Genomic DNA, 19450 nt, shown 5'->3' with positions numbered 1-19450 from the left:
TACATATTTATTAATATAAGGATAATTTCCAATTTGTTACTGTCGGACTATAAAAGTAAATAAATAACAATAATGAGAGGTTATTCGTATGAACAAACATTTATTCGCGGCTATTTTTAGTGCTAGTACATTTATTTCTACAGGTGTGATGGCGGCAGATGTCGATTTTCCTCATTTAGAAACCACAGGTATGGGTGAAGTGATTGCTAAGCCAGACATGGCCGTATTCTCTGTCCAAGTATCTGAAACGCGTAAAACAGCAAAAGAAGCAAAAGAAGTTGTCGATAATGCAATTGCTGCATTTAATGGGCGCTTGAAAAAGGAAGGGGTGGCACGTACGGATATTGAAAGTTCTAACATTTCACTTCGTCCTGAGTATCGCTACAAGAGAGATCAGGAACCTAAACTTATAGGCTATCAGGCAAGTAGACAGGTGACAGTAACTGTCAGAGATTTAAATAAACTTAATAATTATTTGGATGGTGCGCTTGGTGATGGTATTAATAACATTAATAATATTCAACTGAAAGTAAGTAACGAGCCTAAATTTATAGAACTAGCACGACAAGCTGCAATCTTAGATGCAAAAGAAAAAGCACAGTCACTTGCGAAAGGGTTTGATGAAAAGGTTGATGGTGTTTGGAAAATCACTTACCGCTCATCACAACCTCGTCCAATGTTAATGAGGTCTATGCTTCTTGGCGCAGCAGCAGATGTAGAATCATCTTATCAAGATGATAAAATTATTATTCGAGACCAAGTTGATGTGGTATTTCGCCTCGAAGATTAATTAGCTATTCAGAGTAACAACTTTATTTAGCTTAGGATAGACTCGTTTATCCTCGATTAAATGAGTGTTACTAGCCGTCAGTCTCGATTTATGGCTGACGGTTATATCGTCTAGTCTTTATAAATAAACGTCCTATTATTGACGCAAGTAACATCTAGGTCATTTAGCTTCGAGGGGTCTCCAACAAAGGTTTTGATATTTTGCTTAATACAGTCCCCATCTTCAGAAAATAGAACAACATGATCAAGCGTATCATCTATAATAACCCGGCTGTTTGCAAAATCTTTTTTGATCAAATATCCCCATGCTAACGGTGTCTTGTAATCATTAGCACCTTGAGTAATCAGCACAGGGACACTATCATTTTTAACTGCTAAGGCTTCCTCTTCATCGGCCTTTTTTACATCCCATATTTTACACATCAGTGCGGTATAGTCCGCTTGAAAGCCAATATCGAAGACCTGTTGTACTTCTCTTGGCCAGTTCACTCTTTCTGGGTTCATTTGTTTGTAGTAAGCAGGAAATCCATATTCTTCAGAACAATATACTGTTAACAGCATACCAATAAAATCATCTGGTATGTCAGTCTCCTCGTCTTGAGCGGATTTGCTCCTCTCTATTAACTCCTTTACTTCACTTATTGGTAGCTTAGCGAAAGCTGGAATTGTATATCTGAATTGCTTCTCTTCTGTTCTTTCGTAGGCAGTGAAATCTAGCAGTAGGCTTAAGTAGTACTCATGATCTTCTTGGGACAATTGAATAATTTGACTTTGAATCTGACTTTTTAGTGTGTTTGAATCACAGACTAAAGGAGATCGATTACAAACCTCAATAATTCGTTTAAGGTTCTCATAATTAACCCATGGATCGTCATAAAGTCCGTTAACTTGGATTGGGAAGATGCCGTCAAGTACCATTGCTTTAATCCCTGACTCTGTTTGAAAACCTTGTTTTATCAGGCGGTCTTCCTCACGTAATATAGTTATTGCTAATCTTGTGCCGTAAGAGATACCAGCTAGCGTCCATTTATCTTTAAGCTCTCCTATCGCCTCGAGTTTTTTACGTAATACAATAAAATCTAAAGCATTGTTTTTACTATTAAACTGGTTTAAATCTATGCCTCTATTTTCAAATTTTGATTTACAAACTGTTATATTTGTTTCATCGTTACTGCTTTCAAACTCACAGTATAGCGCTGGAGATGAATAACCAGTTCCTCTTTGATCAACAAAGTAAATATCATTTTCATCACGAATAGGACTTTCACCATAGAACCATAAGTCTGTAATGACAGAGCCTCCTGGACCACCTTGCAAAAAGGCAATCGCGCCTTTTTTACTACTGTTAATTGAGTTGGCTCTAGCGACGGCTAACTTAATCATTTTACCATTCTTTGGATCAGAGTAGTCCTCTGGTACAGTCAAAGTCCAGCATTGTTTGACAAAGTCTGGAGGGGTAAAGGATGACGTTTTTAGTTTAAAGTCGGAACAAGGTATTGAATCCAAATGCGATATGGCTAAAGCAGATGTGAAATTTTCGAACGGAGAAGGCGGCTTTTCAGCGCCACTATCACCGCCACCAGAACCGCCACAAGCGACTAAAGAGCTCAAGATAACCAATGTAAGAACATATTTGGCTGTGGATCTCATAAGTAATTTACCCTAAACGTGAGCAATAAGTCTTACTAGTTTAGCTTATAACTTACAGGTTTCTTATTTAACATTATCAAACTATGCTGTCGAATCTGGATCTACAGCCCATAGAATCGGTGTGGGGATTAGGTCAACTGTGTGACTAACCGCCAGTCAGGACTCATGACTGACGGCTATATCGTCTAGTCTTTATAAATAAATGTCCTATTATTGACGCAAGTAACATCTAGGTCATTTAGCTTCGAGGGGTCTCCAACAAATGTTTTGATATTTTGCTGAATACAGTCCCCATTGTCAGAAAATAGAACAACATGATCAAGCGTATCATCTGTAATAACCCGGCTGTTTGCAAAATCTTTTTTGACTAGGTTCCCCCATGCTAACGGTGTCTGGTAATCGTTGCCACCTTGAGTGATAAGTACAGGGACAGTATCATTATTCACTGCTAAGGCTTCCTCGCCAGCGGATTTTTTTACATCCCATATTTTACATGCGGTAGGGGTAAACTCCATGTGAAAGCTATTATCGATGACTTGTTGTACTTCACTTGCCCAGTTAGCTCTTTCTGTATTTATTTTTTCGTAGTAAGGAGGAAATCCATACTCTTCAGCACAAATAACAGATAAGCCCATAGCATAAAAATCATCTGGTATATCTTCCACCTCGTTTAGAAAGTCTTCGTAAACCTCCAGTAATATCTTAACTTCACTTATTGGTAGTTTAGCAAAAGATGGTATTGTGTATCTAAATTCCTCCTTTTCTGTTCTTTCGTATTCTATGAAATATAGCAGTAAGCTTAAGTAGTACTGATGATCTTCTTTGGGCAAATCAATAATGTGACTTTGAATCTGACTTTTTAGTGTGTCTGAGTCACAGACTGAAGGAGATCGATCACAGACCTCAATAATGCGTTTAAGGTTCTCGTAATTAGCCCATTTAGCGTCATCAACCCCGTTAATTTGAATTGGGAAAACGCCGTCAAGTACCATTGCTTTAATCCCTGACTCAGTTTGAAAACCTTGATTTGTCAGGCGATCTTCCTCACGTAATACTGTTATAGCCAACCTGGTACCATAAGAGGCGCCAACTAGCGTCCACTTCTCTTTTAGCTCTCCGGCATCCTCTAGTTTTTTACGTAAAACAATGAAATCTAGCGCATTATTTTTACTATTGAACGCGTTAAAATCGACGTCATTATTTTCAAAATCGGACTTACAACGTTTTAACTTTTCTTCCTCGGTACTAGTACCTGACTCACAGTATAACGCTGGTGTTGAATAGCCAGTTCCTCTTTGATCAACCAAGTAAATATCATTTTCATCACGGATCGACAGTGTTTCGAAGCCTTCGGAATCAATTACGATGTTTCCACCTGGACCGCCTTGCAAAAAGGCAATCGTGCCTTTTTTATTATTATTAGCTGAATTGGCTTTAGCGATGGCCAACTTGATTGTTTTACCGTTTTTTGGGTTAACGTAGTCCTCTGGTACAGTCAAAGTCCAGCATTGTTTGACAAAGTCTGGAGGGGTAAAGGATGACGTTTTTAGTTTAAAGTCGGAACAGGTTATTGAATCTAGATGCGATATGGCTAAAGCAGATGTGAAATTTTCGAACGGAGAAGGTGGCTTTTTAGCGCCACTATCTCCGGAACCTGTACCCCCACCAGAGCCGCCACAAGCGACCAAAGAGCTGAAGATCACCAATGTAAGAACATATTTGGCTGTGGATCTCATAAGTAATTTACCCTAAACGTGAGCAATAAGTCTTACTAGTTTAGCTTATAACTTACAGGTTTCTTATTTAGCATTACATTATCCAAGGAATCTCCATCTACAGCCCCGCGGTCACTACTACCGCTACTTCCTTTTCATTGAATGTAATTTACGCAGAAAAAAATTGACCTTGTTAGATAACAAGGTCAATTTTTAATTAATCATTTAGGGGATTATTTTGAATAGCTAATCGGTTTTGTACTTAATACTACATGATCTAAATAAGCTGTTGAATCACGATCTACAGCCCAGTCGTTACTGTTGCCACCGTGCCAAAGCTGGAAGTATTGATAGTTGATCGCATACTTTCCATTTTCAGAGAACGTCATATCCGTTTTCTCAAGTACTTTAAAGCCATTTACATATATTGTTACAATACCATTTTTCTGGTTTGCATTATTTATTTTTACATATTGTTCGATAAGGTATGTTTTTTCACGTTTAAATGAGAAGTTCTTACCTTCATGTTGATAATCAATTTCATCACCACATTTGTTGGTCTTATCTTGGTGATAGAAATAACCTATCGCACGACCATTTTCACGAAACATTGATCGTAAACTGAAACCGTCGTCTTTGCCGACAGTATTACAAGCATCAGGTTTATTCTTTATATCCGGATTCAATCCTGCTAATCCAGGTAATTTACCGCCCATAGAAAAGTCATAATTTTTGCCAAATGTAATTTGATATGAGAAATACAACTCATTATATTCGGTTAATTTTTTACCACCCGAAATCCCTTGTTTATAGTGATCTTTAGGGTGGGTAATAGCTAGCTGTTGTGAACCATTTCTTTCAACAATATTCGCTCTGCCAGTAATTTTACCCCATTCATTGTTAAAATCGCTCTTGAACAAAGCTGCTGTATACGCACCATTCTGATGATTCTCAAAATTAATATCATTGATAATACCAGATGCATTTTTGTAATCCACATTTGGCACAACATCATGAATCTTACTTGGGTCTAGCTCTGGATCTGGAGTTGGGTCTGGAGTTGGGTCTGGAGTTGGATCTGGAGTTGGATCTGGAGTTGGGTCTGGAGTTGGAGAGGGATCTTCTGGATCTGGTGTTGGAATCGGAGTTGGAGCTGGCTCGGTTTGAGTTTTATCATCTGTTGATGAAGACCCACCACATGCAACTAAAAAGATACTTGTAAAAGCACAAAGTAATAAATTTTTCAAATCTGAACCTCTTGGCATTTGTTAGTTATGGTTAATTTATACAGCTACTATCTATTCACTAGATATAATTTACACAGGCAAAAATTAACCTCGTTAAATAACAAGGCCAATTGTGAATTAATAAGTTATGGTTTTATTTTTAATCGCTAACCGCTTTGAACCATTTCTATCTAAAATATTTACTTTAGCTAGATCACCTATAGTTCCCCATTCATTGTTAAAATCTGCATTGAGTATCCCGGCTGTATATTCGCCGTTATGGCGGTGCTCAAAATCGATGTATTTTGTGTCATCTACGTTTGGCACAAAATAATAGATTTTTCGAATGAACACCTAGCCTATCTCTAAATGATTTTCAGCATACTAACGGCATTATTTGACCAGTACAAGTGGCTGGGTTTATGCTGTTCGATACTTACTGTTCGTAAGTGATTGGTTTAAATTTCTAAGTATTTGATAAGAAAGGACTCGAAATTAATTGAAAAAAATATCAATTTATAGTGTTAAATCGTAAAAATGTGCTATGGAGATTTCAGCTGAATTTGCGGGAAAAGTCAGTATAAAATTCGAGCTAAGCAGTATTCATTATAGAAAAATGACTACTGCAGTAATTTAATAATTTTGCAATAGGGTGAGAGATATTGAGCAAGTAGTCGCTGAATATACGTAAAATAGTGCTGCTTCTCAAGTAAGTAATAAGCGATTAAATGCAAACTACTAGCTCCAACCTGGGAATGCTAACTCTGGTTTTAAAAAAGTAATAATCGTTATTCTTCCTTTCCTGTAATTCTTCGTTATTATAGAAATAACAAATCCTAATAAATGTAATTAATACTAATGATTAAAATAATATAAACAAAATATGAAAAGTAACTAGGCTAAAAGTATGGGTTAATAAATAAATAAAACATTTAAATATAAACTAGACACCAATGTTTTATTTATAACATAAGAAAAATAAACCAAAGTCGACATTATAATAATAAATAGATATATCATATCGACACTGTTTTATAATATATAGTTTGTTTTATTCATTGTTTTTGATTTAGGTCTATACTAGAGATCTATTGTTACAATATAGAAAAAGTTAATTACCATTTAGAGTATTATCATTTAATTTTTAATCATTATAATAGATAACATTTAAATTTTAAAAGGTATTAATTTTGTTAGCTTTTTTACTTCGAGTAAATGAAGGTTCAATTTTTAATTTGCGAGATAATTATGATCGTCCGTGATAACCCAAGTGTATTTAGGCTTTTTTTCATTCTTAAAGGCTCGGTTATTCCGCTGATATTTCCACAGGTTCTATTTATTACATTACTTAGTACTTTAGTTGCAATCGCACATTTTAAATATCCGATTATTCTTCCTACATATACTGTTGCACCGTTTACCTTATTAGGTGTCGCGCTATCGCTGTTTTTAGGGTTTCGTAATAATGCATGCTATGAGCGTTGGTGGGAAGCAAGAAAATTATGGGGACAGCTAATTGTTAATTCACGAAGCATAGGTAGGCAAGTATATTCATTTATAGATAATGATAAAGAAGGTGGTGAGTTGATGCAGAGGCGACTAATCAATCTGACCATAGCTTTTAATCATGCATTACGGCATCATCTTCGCCATTCAAAACCTTGGGACGATATTGGAAAATATCTTGAGCCTGAAGATTTAGCGTGGCTAAAAAAATCTAGAAATGTACCCGACTCGATATTACGACTAATGGGATTAAAGTTAGGAACTTGTAGACATAAAAAACTATTGTCTGATTTTTTGGTTCAAAGTATCGATGAACACATAACATCAATGACTGCAGTGCAAGCGGGCTGTGAACGAATTGCTAATACGCCATTACCTTTTGCATATCGATTACTTGTGCAGCGTACCGCATATTTATATTGTATCATTTTGCCATTTGGACTTGTTGCTTCGCAAGGTTTTGCGACACCACTATTTTGTGCCATTGTTGCTTATACTTTTTTTGGATTAGATGCGTTAAGTGAAGAGTTAGAACAACCATTTGGGCTATCTTTCAATGACTTACCTTTGCATTCGATGTCTATAAATGTTGAGATTGGTTTACTTGAGATGATGGGGGAGACAGACTTACCTGAACCAATAAAAGCGAAATCACATTTGCTAGAATAACATTGGATAATGAGATGATAACAAGAAGGTTTGTTATCATCTCAAATTATTTTTAGAACTTGTAAGTTGCAGCTACGTATGCAGAACCAATCAGTACGTCTGTATCTTCATAGCGATTCGTAATAGTATTAAACTCTTCAATTGCGAAAGCATCTGCTTCATAACCAACACGGAAACTTACACCAGATAATGCAGCTGGTGTATATTCTAGACCTAAACCAATGTGAAGAGCTGTTGCTCTATCATCTTTAAATGTTTTAAATGATTCATCTAAATCTAGACTTGAAAGACCAATAATACCAAATGGACGTAAACCATTCTGGAAAGTGTAACCAAGGTTAGCAGATACAGAAAATGATGTTGCATCCCACGTATATGATTTAACTTGTTTAATCGGTGTCACTTCACCATATTGTGTGTATTGTGCTTCAATTGCTACGATACGGTTAAATTGATAGCCACCAATGAACTTTAGCGTTGTACCATCTGTGTCTTCATCGTAGACAACGCCAGTTTCATCTAGATCCGCAAGTGTTGAACCTGCACCACCACCAATGTAGAAACCTGAAACATCTTGATTTGCTTGAACACTTGCAGTTAATGCTAGCGCAGCTAAAGCGCCTAATACAGTAATTGATTTCATTTTTTTACCTTTATTTTTGATTATATATAATATGATAACACCTTAATTATATAGGATAGTGAGTTTTACACAATGCTATAACCCTTAAGCAATATAAATGCATGCAAGGTACAGCTGGTTATGTTGACATATTCAGATTAATTAACTAATACATTAATGCTTGGTAAAAGAGGCTAACTTTGGACCTGCACGATAAATTATCAAAGCAATAAAATTAAGACATAACTGACTAACTTTGTTAATTCCATTTTTCGCCATACTTAAAACAACAGTCCAGGTTGTTTCTAAAATCATAATAATCGCATGTCGTATTCTTTGACCTGCAGTCTGAAGAATTATGGGGGCAACTAATTCTTAATTCACGAAGTATAGGTAGGCAAGTATATTCATTTATAGATGATGGTAAAGAAGGTGGCGAGTTGATGCAGAGGCGACTAATCAATCTGACTATCGCTTTTAATCACGCATTACAGCATCACGCATATTTATATTTTATCATTTGGACTTGTTGCTTATACTTTTTGGGATTAGATGCGTTAAGTGAAGAGTTAGAACAACCTTTTGGAATGTATTTCAACGACTTACATTTGCATTCGATGTCTAGGAGTGTTGAGATTGGTTTGCTTGAGATGATAACAAGAGGTTTGTTATCATCTCAAATTATTTTTAGAACTTGTAAGTTGCAGCTACGTATGCAGAACCAATAACTACGTCTGTATCTGCACTTCGACCGTTATCAATTGTGAAAGAATCTGCTTCATAACCAACACGGACACTTACACCAGATAATGCTGCTGGTGTATATTCTAGACCTAAACCAAGGTGAAGAGCTGTTGCACTATCATCTTTAAATGTTTTATATGATTCATCTAAATCTAGACTTGAAAGACCAATAATACCAAATGGACGTAAACCATTCTGGAAAGTGTAACCTAGGTTAGCAGATACAGAAAATGATGTTGCATTCCACGTATATGATTTACCATTGACTTTATAATATTTATCAGGCGTGATTTCACCATATTGTGTGTATTGTGCTTCAATTGCTACGATACGGTTAAATTGATAGCCACCAATGAACTTTAGTGTTGTACCATCTGTGTCTTCATCGTAGATAGCGCCAGTTTCATCTAGATTCGCAAGTGTTGAACCTGCACCACCACCAATGTAGAAACCTGAAACATCTTGATTTGCTTGAACACTTGCAGTTAATGCTAGCGCAGTTAAAGCGCCTAATACAGTAATTGATTTCATTTTTTTACCTTTATTTTTATTTATATATAATATGATAATAACTGGATTATATAGGCTTGTGATCTTTATACAATAGTATACCTATTAAGTAATGTAAGTGCATGTAAGCTATAGCTGTTTATTATTCAGGTTAATTAACTAATACATTAATGCTTGGTAAAAGAGGCTAACTTTGGACCTGCACGATAAATTATCAAAGCGAATAAAATTAAGCTACAACCGGCTAACTTTGTTAATTCCATTTTTTCACCATACCAAAGCATACTTAAAACAACAGTCCAGGTTGGTTCTAAAATCATAATAATGGCAGCATTTGATGTTGTCGTATTTTTTTGACCTGCAGTCTGAAGGGCATAGCGTAAACTTGTTGCAATTAATACACTCATCGCAAGCCAGCCCCAAATTTCCAATTCAATTTGCTGAGGCCATGTTTCAGATAATAGTGATAGGAGTACTCCAAGAACACCGGTGACGAATAGTTGGATACAAGTAAGAACCAGTGTCGGAATTTTTTGTGCAAAATGGCTATTTAAATTAAATTGCATGGCAAGCATAACAGCCGAAAACATAAACCAAATTTGACTACCTGAGATAGTCCAACTACTCCCTTTTGACAAAAGAATTAAACCAAGTATTGCAAAGGGTAGTGAAAACCAAAACATTCTAGGAGGTCTGTTTTTAAAAAAAATCCAAGCGATAATAGGGACAAACAACATTGATAAGCTCATGATGAATGCGCCTTCACCTAGTGAGCCACTATTGGCGATGGCATAAATCCAGATTAAAATTGCAGAACCAAGAAAGCAACCGACACTTGCAGCTCCAAGTAAGGTTGCCCGATCAATGTTAAAAAGTGTTCGATAACAAAATGGTAATAATAGTATGGATGCAAGAATAAATCGTAATCCGATGAAACCAAAAGTCGGTAATCCTTGAATCGCCTCTTTAGAAAATATCCATCCAGCTGAAGCAAGTATTGTTGTAATGACAAGGATTAAATCAGCACGGCGGTTATTGGTCATCTCATTCCTAGAAAATTTTAATCGGGATATTATTCTAGCTACATTCTATCGTTAAATAGATATTCATCCCACAAAATACAGCGCTAATATTGCTATTTATTACATTATATTGGTTTAAATCTCGTTATTTATCAAGGCTACTGGTTTATCTCACTTAATTTTAATGATTCACTGAAGTTTAATCATCAGACCTCAACGACAAGGTAAGTTGTTGATAATCATGGGTTTATGTTGATTTTAGTGTGCTAACTACATTTTATACATTGTTTTAAACCGTATAATGACATTCATTTTGTCTCATTTTTATGGGGTTAGATAAATAGCTGTATATAAACACAGTTGTCTATTATCTTGTTAAAGAGCTATATTTCACTGGAATATACAATGACAGTCGTTATTTTGCTTTAAAATGGTGTTAAATACGTCATTCATAATGCCTTTAGTCGCACGTATCATGTTGATTAATATCGTTAATTTCGCCTTTTGATGGTTTTTTGGTGTGCTGTATGTGAAATCTATAGTTTGGTGGCTAAGATTATCTGTAAATATTAAAAAATAGGCCTAAAACTCTATTGTACGAAATGATATTTCAGTGCTAATAGACGCTTATTAATTAATGTATACATCATTTAAGTGCAGATATACATTCTATTTATTTTGATTAATAAATCTATTTAATTTCAGATCTAATTCCATCATTTCAAAGCTGTGTAATCGTTATTGCTCTCACTATACGCATCATTTAATGAATTTAAATTAATAAAATAAAATTCAATGTGCATTCAACACTGGTCTCTTTATTTCGTATAATGACCGTTAAACGAAATAAAGACATTGATATCATTGGTATTTATAGGTGAATTATTAGTTTTATATATAGGTAGGTACTTATATGTTTTGAATAGTCACATTGAGATTTCACATGTATTGATATTAACATTCGTTAGATGAACTCAAATAGCGTTCGAAATTGACCCTTCTATTGAACTAAAACGATGTTATAATAAATTCAATTAATTTCTTATTTTTAAAGAAAACATTCTTCTTAACTTAATCCGTGGTAAATATTATGAAGATTAAACCAGACGCAGTTCGAAAAAACAGTACGATAAGAATGTACGAAAACTTACTCGAAAAATTAGAAAGCATAAGTGATCAATGTAATGTTTCTAAGAGTCAGTTTGTTGAAGGTATGCTTGCAGACGTTTTTGAAAATGGCATGGGTGATTTATTATTAGGGACGGGGATTATTACTGTTCATCTTAGTAATAAAATAACGAAGAGGCATGTTGAAAATGTGTTGATCGAAAATTATCCTAAAATAAAAAATACACTTTATGTCGAGACGGATAATGATGAAACAGAAATTACAGTTAACTTAAACGGTAATGAATTTAGCCATCATGATACAGCGTGCATGTTTCATTCAATATTGAATGAGATGGTAAATTTAATTGATGGTTAAAGACTGTTAATTATAATTGGAAAGGGCATGACCTTTCCAATACATATTAATTTTAATTTTAATCTGCTGTCATCTCTTCCAATCTTTCTCTGAATTCACGTACTGTCGCAAATTTATTATTCACACCTCGGGTGTAAAGTTCAACCATGCGTAAAGTTTTCCAACGACCAGCTCGCATAACCAACGAATCATCAAAACCAGCACCGACAAGATCACAAGATGCACCAACTCGAGCAGAGTGGCCACTAAAAGGCCGTTCGGGTAAGTCTATATGTAAATCAAAACTGACAGATTCATTATACGCATTAATTTGATGCCAGGTATTTGCAAACACAAGTTCAACCGTTTTCGTTGATATTGGTTTGTCATTTGGGTTTGGTGATAGCGAACTTGGTTTTAGCCTTTCTAGCTTACCGCCTCGTGGTGTTGTTCGTTTAAACAGGTATTGCCCATGATGTTCGGTTATTTTTTGAAGGTACAGTGGTAATAGCTTTGATGTGAATTTACTCAAGTGAACAATTGAACCATCTAACGATTTATCTGTTTTCGTATTCGTGATATTAACAGTATAAAGGCCGTTGGTTTTATGTAGTTGATCTATGAACAGATGACAGGCTTCACTTTCACGGAGCAATCCATCGTAGCAAATGTTGAGTAATAATGTATTTCGGATAGAGATCAAGGATGATATATCAAGTCGTTCATTTACAAATTTAAGGTGCTCATAAGAAAACGCCACAGCTTGCTTACGTTTAACGCCCAGCTTTACCTCTTGTTTCGAGATGATTTTTAACCTAGCTGTGATCACTGTTTTGAAATAAGGGATCTCTAAACCTGCTAAAGCATGGACTTTTGATACTGCCCATGCGTAAATTCGTAGTGTTTGAGCTTTGCATCCTCGCTCATTTTCCTTTATCAGAAATGCTTCAAGCACTGTCGCATCTTGTAATGGTAAAGGGATAATATTACAACTGAGGCAATATTCATTGAATTTATTCACATGGAAATGCAGTGATTTAAGTGTGTTTTCTTCTAACTGTTCTTTACGATCACTAAACCTGAGTAGGTTTTCGATGTGTTCTTCACTAAGGTTAGTTAATGGAATTATTGAGTTATTACCTATATTTATCAATGCTTTAGGCATTTTAATCCCATTTGGTTGCTTAATCTAAAATATTAACGTGGCAATTATAACATCTACAACTGTATAAGCAACCAGTATAAATGGTCTTTATTTTCGTGCGCTACGTGAAATCTGAAGATGTAGTGGGGAACCTAGCTAGTTAAATTCACGTAGGAGCGATAATTCAACAAGTTAAAGTCGCATTAAACGAGATAAATGTGTTTAATCCAGTAAGTTTTAACAAATATTTAAACTATTATTAAAATATAACTTGCAAGCATACCGCTCGGTCGGTATCTTATATGTACAAGGTTTAGATAAACTTATTTATCAAACGCAGTCTTTGTAATATGGGTAGATAAAATCTATGGTTGAAATTAGAGATTCAGAATTAACGAGACAGACTATTTTAGAGATCACCGCGGCTGAAATGTGGAAAAATGGCTACAAAGCCACGAGTTTGTCGGACATTATTTCGAAAGCAAATGTGTCGAAAGGCGCGCTTTACCATCATTTTAAAAACAAGCAAGCATTGGGTTATGCTGTTTTTGAAGAGATTTTTGCTGCTCAATTTTACGCAATGTTTGAACCAGTTTTAGATCAAGAAGATGCTATTACTGCATTATCAGAACTTTTTTCTGTTATACCAACGATGGGTTGTGAAGACGATATGATTGGTGGTTGTCCAGTGAATACCATTTCACAAGAAATGTCTTCGCAAGATGAAGGCTTTCGACAACGTGCAAACACCATCTACCAGAAGAAAGTTCAGATGTTTGCCGAGGCTTTTGAGCGTATGCAACAAGCAGATAAAATTAAATCCGAAGTCGATTGTCGAGCATCTGCTTTACTTATTGTTTCATGTTTTCAAGGTATGATGAGTTTGGTTAAGGTCTCTCGTGATCGACAGCAAATGATTGATTTACTTGAAGGTATGAACAATTACTTAGGCACTCTTCGAGTTTAAGTAATCGTAGATAGAAAGAATAATACTCATATTTATTCGCAAAGTGCAGTATTTATGTCTATTATTTACGGTGGAAATGAGGTTTAAACGTTACTTTAAGAAGTGATATTTGAACCTTTTTTTTAAATATAAACATACCGAGCGGTCGGTATTTCTGTGCGGGTTTACTCGTTTAACTTATAAATTTTATAAAAAGGAAATAAAATGAAACAACAAAAGGACGTGACTAACGATAAATTTAGTCGTTATGCTGAATGGGTAGTTAAGTGGCGTTGGTTATTAATTATAACGTCAGTACTTTTTGTCATTCTGCTGAGTAGTGGTGCGCGATTACTTGCATTCAATAATGACTACCGTGTATTTTTCACTTCAGACAATCCACAGCTAATCGAATACGAAAAGTTACAGCGTACATATACTCAAATCGACAATATATTATTTGCTGTCGTCCCTGATGATGGCGATGTATTTTCGACAAATGCATTGTCGGCGTTAGAAGAGTTAACCGCTGAAACCTGGCTATTACCTTATACCTTACGTGTTGATTCTCCGACAAATTTTCAACATACCAGCGCTGAAAATGATGACCTTTGGGTCCGAGATTTAATCACTGAAAGTGCATCAATGACAGACTTGCAACGAAATGAAGCTCGGTCTATTGCATTGGCAGAACCATTCTTGAACGGTCAATTAATCAATTCATCGGCATCAATCGCTGGTGTAAATGTTACGTTTCAGCTACCACAAAAGTCGTTAGATGAAATCCCTTTACTGGTTGGTAAAGCACGTAAACTCGTTTCTAAAATTGAAGACAAGTACAAGGTTAAGATCCATTTGGCTGGCATGATCATGTTAAGTCATTCATTTTTCGAAGCGGCAATGCTTGATATGAAAACTCTCGTTCCCGCGATGTATCTCATTATTCTACTTGTTGCTTTACTCTTGTTGCGTTCATTTACTGCAATATTGGGTACATTAGTCGTGATCATGTTTTCAATTATGTCGGGTATGGGAATGGCAGGTTACATGGGAGTTCAATTAACGCCGCCCGCGTTGGCTTCGATGACTATCATCATGACCTTATCAGTCGCAGATTCAATACATTTATTAAGTACGATCATCGTAAGTATGCGATCTGGTATGGATAAGTTAGCAGCGATTAAAAATAGTGTGCGAATAAATGCGTCACCGGTGATTTTAACATCTGTTACGACAGCGATTGGTTTCCTTTCTATGAACTTTAGCGAATCCCCCCCGTTTCATGATTTAGGTAATATAACCGCGATAGGTGTTATGGCTGCTATGTTGCTCTCGTTAACCTTATTGCCCGCGATGATGTTAGTACTGCCTTTACGCGTTAAACAAATTAAAACAAAATCAAGTAACAGAATAGAAGCGTTAGGCCGTTGGGTTATTCATAAACAAAAAACGATTTTAATTGTATCAACATGCGTATCGGTACTGCTGTTATCTTTAATCCCTAAAAATACGCTCAATGATAATTTTGTAGATTACTTTGATAAGTCGATGGCGTTTAGACAAGCAAGCGAAATTATTGATTCCGAATTTACAGGTGTGTATCAGATCCAATATTCACTGGATTCTGGCGAAGTAAATGGTGTCAGCAATCCTGAGTTTATTCAAAAAGTAAGTGATTTTACAGACTGGTTACGCGATCAATCTGAAGTTAGACACGTTAATACTATTACAGATACGTTCAAACGTTTAAATATGAATCTGCATAGTGATGATAAATCGTACTATCGTTTACCTGAAGATGCAGAGTCAACAGCGCAATATTTATTACTTTACGAACTGTCGTTACCTTATGGATTAGATCTAAATAATCAACTGAATGTAAGTAAGTCTTCGACACAAGTCATTGTTACAGTTAGTAATATGCCATCAGGTAGTCTTATTAATCTTACTGAGAGAGGAACCGATTGGTTAAAAATCAATGCGAATATCGATGCAATCGGTGTCGGTCCAGCTGTCATGTTTTCACATATTTCAGAGCGAAATATACAAAGTATGATTGTCGGAACACTGCTGGCGGTTGTGATTATTTCCGTACTCATTGGGTTTGCATTGCGCAGCGTTAAGTTAGGACTTGTCAGTTTGATTCCTAATTTATTACCGGTTGGTTTAGCGTTTGGTTTATGGGGACTGTTTATCGGTGAAGTGAATCTTGCTGTTGCCATGGTGACAGGTATGGTTCTTGGGATTGTTGTTGACGATACCATTCATTTCTTAAGTAAATATCAGCGTGCACGTAGTGAAAAAGGCTTATCTCCAGAAGCCGCTATTTGTTATGCATTCTCAACGGTGGGCACTGCTATTGTTGTTACTTCATTTGTTTTAATTGCCGGATTTAGTGTATTAGCACAATCAAGTTTTGGTATGAATTCTAGTATGGCGATCTTAACTGCCATTGCAATTGCTATCGCTATGATTGCAGATTTCTTATTACTTCCTGTCTTGTTACTAAAAATAGAAGCGTGGAGTAGTAATAGAAAAAGCACTGTAATACGTTAAAAAATCGAAAGCTAAATTAGCATCAGCATAATATAAGGATATAAATAATGAGCATATTTTACAGTACAAACAACAGTATCTATAACAATGAGATGAATAACAACAAAAATAAATCAGTAAACAAGAACCGATTACGTTGTTCATTACTCGCAATATCATTACTTAGTGTCGTGAATATACCAAGTGTTTTAGCTGAAACGTCACAAGAAAAAGGGTTGGCGATTGTTGTTGAAGCAGATAAACGTGATCAAGGATTTGGAGATTCTTCTGCATCGATGGAAATGATATTAACCAATCGACATGGTGAGCAGTCGATACGCATCATGCGCAATAAAACGCTAGAACAGGAAAATGACGGTGATAAATCCCAGATTGTTTTTGATAATCCAAGAGACGTAAAAGGTACCGCTTTTTTGTCATATACACACCGAGAAGGCGCGGATGATCAATGGTTATACTTACCTGCCTTGAAGCGTGTTAAGCGTATAGCATCAAGCAACAAGTCTGGACCATTTATGGGCAGTGAGTTTGCATTCGAAGATATAGCGTCACAAGAAGTGAATAAGTATACTTATAACTATTTGAAAAATGAGAGTTTTGATGGACGTGAACATTATGTCGTAGAGTTTGACCCAAAAGATTTAAAGTCAGGGTATTCACGTCAAGAAGTCTTCTTCGACACTGATGAGTATCGAGTCTGGAAGGTAAATTACTTTAATCGTGGTGGTGAATTACTTAAAACGTTATCAATAAGTGATTTTAATCAGTACCTCGGTAAATACTGGCGTGCTGATACTTGGACCATGATAAACCATAAAACAAGTAAAAAGACGGTACTCAATTTTCAAAATTGGACATTTAATAATAACTTTTCTGACCGCGATTTTAGTCGTAATAGCTTATCGCGCGCGAGGTAATAAAGGATGTATAAAATATTACCTTTACTTACAACCTTCGCATTAACGGGATTTATACCAAATGGAATCAGTGGTGAATTTTCAGGACATGTAGGACTTGAGGCTACTGCATTTTTTGAGCCTGCAATTTACGAAAACCAAAAAGACACTTATGCGTCGTTGAGCACTAAAGTCAATTATTACCATGATTGGGATAATGGTTATCAGCGTTTTGAAACGAGTATATTTGGTCGTGTCGACGGTGATGATGAACGAACCCATGCTGACATACGAGAGCTATATTATTGGCGTGCTTTTAATCGAATTGAGTTATACATCGGTGTTCGTCAGGTTTTTTGGGGGGTAACCGAATCTGCACATCTTGTTGATATTATTAATCAAACTGACTTAGTAGAAAGTATCGATGGTGAAGAGAAACTCGGACAAGCTATGATTAATACATTTTATGAAACAGACTATGGTGCTTATGAATTGTTTGTTTTACCGGGTTTTAGAGAGCGTACCTTTACGGGTGAAGAGGGGAGAATAAGGCCAAGTGTTATCGTCGATCAGGGTAACGCTACATACGAATCAGATAAAGAGCAGTCACATATCGACTATGCTTTTCGTTGGAGTCATGTTGTCGATGTTGTTGATATAGGCCTGAGTTATTTTAATGGTACCGATAGAAACCCAACACTAACACCAAATTTTGGTGGTAACGGCGTTATCGAATTAACACCTTATTACCGACAGATCCAACAATATGGCCTTGATGTTCAAGCGACGATTGAAAGCTGGGCTTGGAAAATGGAAACCATCGCCGTGATCCCTGATAGTGATGATAATTATTTTGCTTCTGTGTCTGGCTTTGAATATACCCTTGTTGGGTTCTCTGGTAGTAGTACCGATTTGGGACTTATTGTTGAATATCAATATGATCAGCGTGATGCAGACTCGGCGAGTTTACAACAAAACGATATTGTACTGGGGACACGTTGGTTACTAAATAATGCAGACAGTACTGAAATATTATTAATAGGCAGTGCGGATCTGGATGACAGTTCAGTCATTATGTCGGTAGAGGCACAGCATCGATTAACAGATAATTGGAGCGTGAGTGTTGAAGCGAGATATTTTGGAAACGCTTCATTAGGAGGTGCGACTTATGATTTACGTAAGGAGAGTTATGCAAGAGTCGAATTTAATGGATATTTTTAAATAGCTGGTTTTGGTAGTGCAGTAAGAGAAAAGTCACTGGCAGAATCGTAACATATACGAATAGTTATGTAATAATAAGGTTCTTGACTCGACTCTTTATAGATAACAAGGATCTTATCAATGAATCAACCCACCTCTGAAAATGGATATCTCCACGAACATGCCGATCTATTAATATCAAGTTATCAACGCCTAACGGGTAAAAATCTCATTGATAGTCGTTATGTCGATATTGGCAAAGCTTTATTTTACGCTGACTTTGTCGTTGTATCGCATGGCACCGAAAGTGATCCGATATTTAATTATGGCAACAAGTTGGCATTAAAATCATTTGAACTTAGCTGGTCAGAATTTGTCTCTTTGCCATCGAGAAAGTCAGTGAAATCTCTAGACCGTGATGAAAGGCAGGACTTGTTGGAGAGAGTCACAGCGTTTGGTTTTGTTGATGGTTATCGCGGTTTACGTATTTCCTCTACGGGACGTACTTTTTGGATAGAAAATGCAACGGTGTGGAATCTTATTGATAACAGTGGGGCTTTTCGTGGCCAAGCTGCTATGTTTAAACCATAGACTTGCTAAATTACATTCTGTATAATCAGTTTCAAGCTAATTCAGTATTTCAATTTTGCAATTAGTTTCCCTTCGTATAACCCTAATGATATGGATTAGGGGTCTCTACCAGGAACCAATAATTCCTGATTACGAAGAGTTTAGTACTTTAGTACTTTTCTCTTTGTAGTGTCTTTTATTAAAGAGAAGTACTTAATAA

The 19450-nt window shown here is 36.0% G+C and carries 17 protein-coding genes and 1 riboswitch; of the genes, 9 read left to right on the top strand and 8 right to left on the bottom strand.

Annotated features, from left to right (window positions below; translation table 11 throughout):
- Nucleotides 1-88: 88 nt before the first annotated feature.
- Complete coding sequence (locus HWV02_RS11770) at nucleotides 89-790, top strand: oxidative stress defense protein (protein ID WP_211687882.1); 702 nt, start codon at nucleotides 89-91, stop codon at nucleotides 788-790.
- 110 nt (nucleotides 791-900) lie between these two features.
- Here the strand turns inward: HWV02_RS11770 and HWV02_RS11765 are convergent, their stop codons facing one another.
- The 4 genes from HWV02_RS11765 to HWV02_RS11750 form a co-directional block, all read right to left on the bottom strand.
- Nucleotides 901-2439 (bottom strand): alpha/beta hydrolase, encoded by a 1539-nt coding sequence (locus HWV02_RS11765; protein WP_211687880.1) that lies wholly within the window; start codon nucleotides 2437-2439, stop codon nucleotides 901-903.
- A gap of 185 nt (nucleotides 2440-2624) precedes the next feature.
- Nucleotides 2625-4175, bottom strand: coding sequence for an alpha/beta hydrolase (locus HWV02_RS11760; RefSeq protein ID WP_211687879.1), 1551 nt, complete (start codon nucleotides 4173-4175; stop codon nucleotides 2625-2627).
- A gap of 212 nt (nucleotides 4176-4387) precedes the next feature.
- Nucleotides 4388-5401 (bottom strand): polysaccharide lyase, encoded by a 1014-nt coding sequence (locus HWV02_RS11755; protein WP_211687877.1) that lies wholly within the window; start codon nucleotides 5399-5401, stop codon nucleotides 4388-4390.
- Nucleotides 5402-5518: 117 nt separating this feature from the next.
- Nucleotides 5519-5734, bottom strand: a complete 216-nt coding sequence (locus tag HWV02_RS11750) for a hypothetical protein (RefSeq protein WP_211687875.1) — start codon at nucleotides 5732-5734, stop codon at nucleotides 5519-5521.
- Between the two features lie 894 nt (nucleotides 5735-6628).
- Between HWV02_RS11750 and HWV02_RS11745 the strand changes: the two genes are divergently transcribed.
- On the top strand, nucleotides 6629-7555 hold the full coding sequence (locus HWV02_RS11745; protein ID WP_211687873.1) for a bestrophin family protein: 927 nt from the start codon (nucleotides 6629-6631) through the stop codon (nucleotides 7553-7555).
- Between the two features lie 52 nt (nucleotides 7556-7607).
- Here HWV02_RS11745 and HWV02_RS11740 read toward each other — a convergent pair whose 3' ends face one another.
- The gene (locus tag HWV02_RS11740) at nucleotides 7608-8198 is read right to left on the bottom strand and encodes a porin family protein (RefSeq protein ID WP_211687871.1); all 591 of its coding nucleotides are present in this window, start codon (nucleotides 8196-8198) and stop codon (nucleotides 7608-7610) included.
- A gap of 422 nt (nucleotides 8199-8620) precedes the next feature.
- Between HWV02_RS11740 and HWV02_RS23015 the strand changes: the two genes are divergently transcribed.
- Nucleotides 8621-8905, top strand: coding sequence for a bestrophin family ion channel (locus HWV02_RS23015; RefSeq protein WP_370629404.1), 285 nt, complete (start codon nucleotides 8621-8623; stop codon nucleotides 8903-8905).
- On the opposite strand, the gene HWV02_RS11730 is transcribed toward HWV02_RS23015, so the two are convergent.
- Together HWV02_RS11730 and HWV02_RS11725 are read right to left on the bottom strand one after the other, a co-directional pair.
- The gene (locus HWV02_RS11730; protein WP_211687869.1) at nucleotides 8865-9452 is read right to left on the bottom strand and encodes a porin family protein; all 588 of its coding nucleotides are present in this window, start codon (nucleotides 9450-9452) and stop codon (nucleotides 8865-8867) included. The genes HWV02_RS23015 and HWV02_RS11730 overlap by 41 nt on opposite strands.
- A 146-nt stretch (nucleotides 9453-9598) precedes the next feature.
- Nucleotides 9599-10474, bottom strand: a complete 876-nt coding sequence (locus HWV02_RS11725; protein WP_211687867.1) for a DMT family transporter — start codon at nucleotides 10472-10474, stop codon at nucleotides 9599-9601.
- 1069 nt (nucleotides 10475-11543) lie between these two features.
- Between HWV02_RS11725 and HWV02_RS11720 the strand changes: the two genes are divergently transcribed.
- Nucleotides 11544-11939 (top strand): hypothetical protein, encoded by a 396-nt coding sequence (locus tag HWV02_RS11720; protein ID WP_211671499.1) that lies wholly within the window; start codon nucleotides 11544-11546, stop codon nucleotides 11937-11939.
- Nucleotides 11940-11997: 58 nt separating this feature from the next.
- Here the strand turns inward: HWV02_RS11720 and HWV02_RS11715 are convergent, their stop codons facing one another.
- Nucleotides 11998-13083 (bottom strand): tyrosine-type recombinase/integrase, encoded by a 1086-nt coding sequence (locus HWV02_RS11715; protein WP_211687865.1) that lies wholly within the window; start codon nucleotides 13081-13083, stop codon nucleotides 11998-12000.
- A gap of 346 nt (nucleotides 13084-13429) precedes the next feature.
- Here HWV02_RS11715 and HWV02_RS11710 point away from each other — a divergent pair, with 346 nt between their 5' ends.
- From HWV02_RS11710 to HWV02_RS11690, 5 genes are all read left to right on the top strand, one after another.
- The gene (locus tag HWV02_RS11710; RefSeq protein WP_211687863.1) at nucleotides 13430-14029 is read left to right on the top strand and encodes a TetR/AcrR family transcriptional regulator; all 600 of its coding nucleotides are present in this window, start codon (nucleotides 13430-13432) and stop codon (nucleotides 14027-14029) included.
- Between the two features lie 204 nt (nucleotides 14030-14233).
- On the top strand, nucleotides 14234-16564 hold the full coding sequence (locus HWV02_RS11705; RefSeq protein WP_211687861.1) for an RND family transporter: 2331 nt from the start codon (nucleotides 14234-14236) through the stop codon (nucleotides 16562-16564).
- Between the two features lie 47 nt (nucleotides 16565-16611).
- Nucleotides 16612-17481 carry an outer membrane lipoprotein-sorting protein gene (locus HWV02_RS11700; RefSeq protein ID WP_255550295.1) on the top strand — a complete coding sequence of 290 codons (870 nt, stop codon included), beginning with the start codon at nucleotides 16612-16614 and terminating at the stop codon, nucleotides 17479-17481.
- Nucleotides 17482-17487: 6 nt separating this feature from the next.
- Nucleotides 17488-18681 (top strand): hypothetical protein, encoded by a 1194-nt coding sequence (locus tag HWV02_RS11695; protein WP_211687859.1) that lies wholly within the window; start codon nucleotides 17488-17490, stop codon nucleotides 18679-18681.
- A 120-nt stretch (nucleotides 18682-18801) separates the two neighbouring features.
- Nucleotides 18802-19251, top strand: a complete 450-nt coding sequence (locus HWV02_RS11690) for an MEKHLA domain-containing protein (RefSeq protein WP_211687857.1) — start codon at nucleotides 18802-18804, stop codon at nucleotides 19249-19251.
- Nucleotides 19252-19303: 52 nt separating this feature from the next.
- A riboswitch (purine riboswitch) is annotated at nucleotides 19304-19403 on the top strand.
- Nucleotides 19404-19450: the final 47 nt, after the last annotated feature.

The sequence above is a fragment of the Moritella sp. 28 genome (assembly GCF_018219435.1).
Taxonomy (GTDB): domain Bacteria; phylum Pseudomonadota; class Gammaproteobacteria; order Enterobacterales; family Moritellaceae; genus Moritella.
The sequence above is the reverse complement of the archived record's forward strand: the minus strand, read 5'-3'. Positions and strand labels throughout refer to the sequence as shown.

Excerpts from the sequence above, each read along its gene's own strand:
- HWV02_RS11760 (WP_211687879.1), bottom strand. The coding sequence starts at position 4,175 with ATGAGATCCACAGCCAAATATGTTCTTACATTGGTGATCTTCAGCTCT.
- HWV02_RS11730 (WP_211687869.1), bottom strand. The coding sequence starts at position 9,452 with ATGAAATCAATTACTGTATTAGGCGCTTTAACTGCGCTAGCATTAACT.
- HWV02_RS11700 (WP_255550295.1), top strand. The coding sequence starts at position 16,612 with ATGAGCATATTTTACAGTACAAACAACAGTATCTATAACAATGAGATG.
- HWV02_RS11715 (WP_211687865.1), bottom strand. The coding sequence starts at position 13,083 with ATGCCTAAAGCATTGATAAATATAGGTAATAACTCAATAATTCCATTA.
- HWV02_RS23015 (WP_370629404.1), top strand. The coding sequence starts at position 8,621 with ATGCAGAGGCGACTAATCAATCTGACTATCGCTTTTAATCACGCATTA.
- HWV02_RS11720 (WP_211671499.1), top strand. The coding sequence starts at position 11,544 with ATGAAGATTAAACCAGACGCAGTTCGAAAAAACAGTACGATAAGAATG.
- HWV02_RS11765 (WP_211687880.1), bottom strand. The coding sequence starts at position 2,439 with ATGAGATCCACAGCCAAATATGTTCTTACATTGGTTATCTTGAGCTCT.
- HWV02_RS11740 (WP_211687871.1), bottom strand. The coding sequence starts at position 8,198 with ATGAAATCAATTACTGTATTAGGCGCTTTAGCTGCGCTAGCATTAACT.
- HWV02_RS11705 (WP_211687861.1), top strand. The coding sequence starts at position 14,234 with ATGAAACAACAAAAGGACGTGACTAACGATAAATTTAGTCGTTATGCT.
- HWV02_RS11725 (WP_211687867.1), bottom strand. The coding sequence starts at position 10,474 with ATGACCAATAACCGCCGTGCTGATTTAATCCTTGTCATTACAACAATA.
- HWV02_RS11710 (WP_211687863.1), top strand. The coding sequence starts at position 13,430 with ATGGTTGAAATTAGAGATTCAGAATTAACGAGACAGACTATTTTAGAG.
- HWV02_RS11690 (WP_211687857.1), top strand. The coding sequence starts at position 18,802 with ATGAATCAACCCACCTCTGAAAATGGATATCTCCACGAACATGCCGAT.
- HWV02_RS11770 (WP_211687882.1), top strand. The coding sequence starts at position 89 with ATGAACAAACATTTATTCGCGGCTATTTTTAGTGCTAGTACATTTATT.
- HWV02_RS11745 (WP_211687873.1), top strand. The coding sequence starts at position 6,629 with ATGATCGTCCGTGATAACCCAAGTGTATTTAGGCTTTTTTTCATTCTT.
- HWV02_RS11695 (WP_211687859.1), top strand. The coding sequence starts at position 17,488 with ATGTATAAAATATTACCTTTACTTACAACCTTCGCATTAACGGGATTT.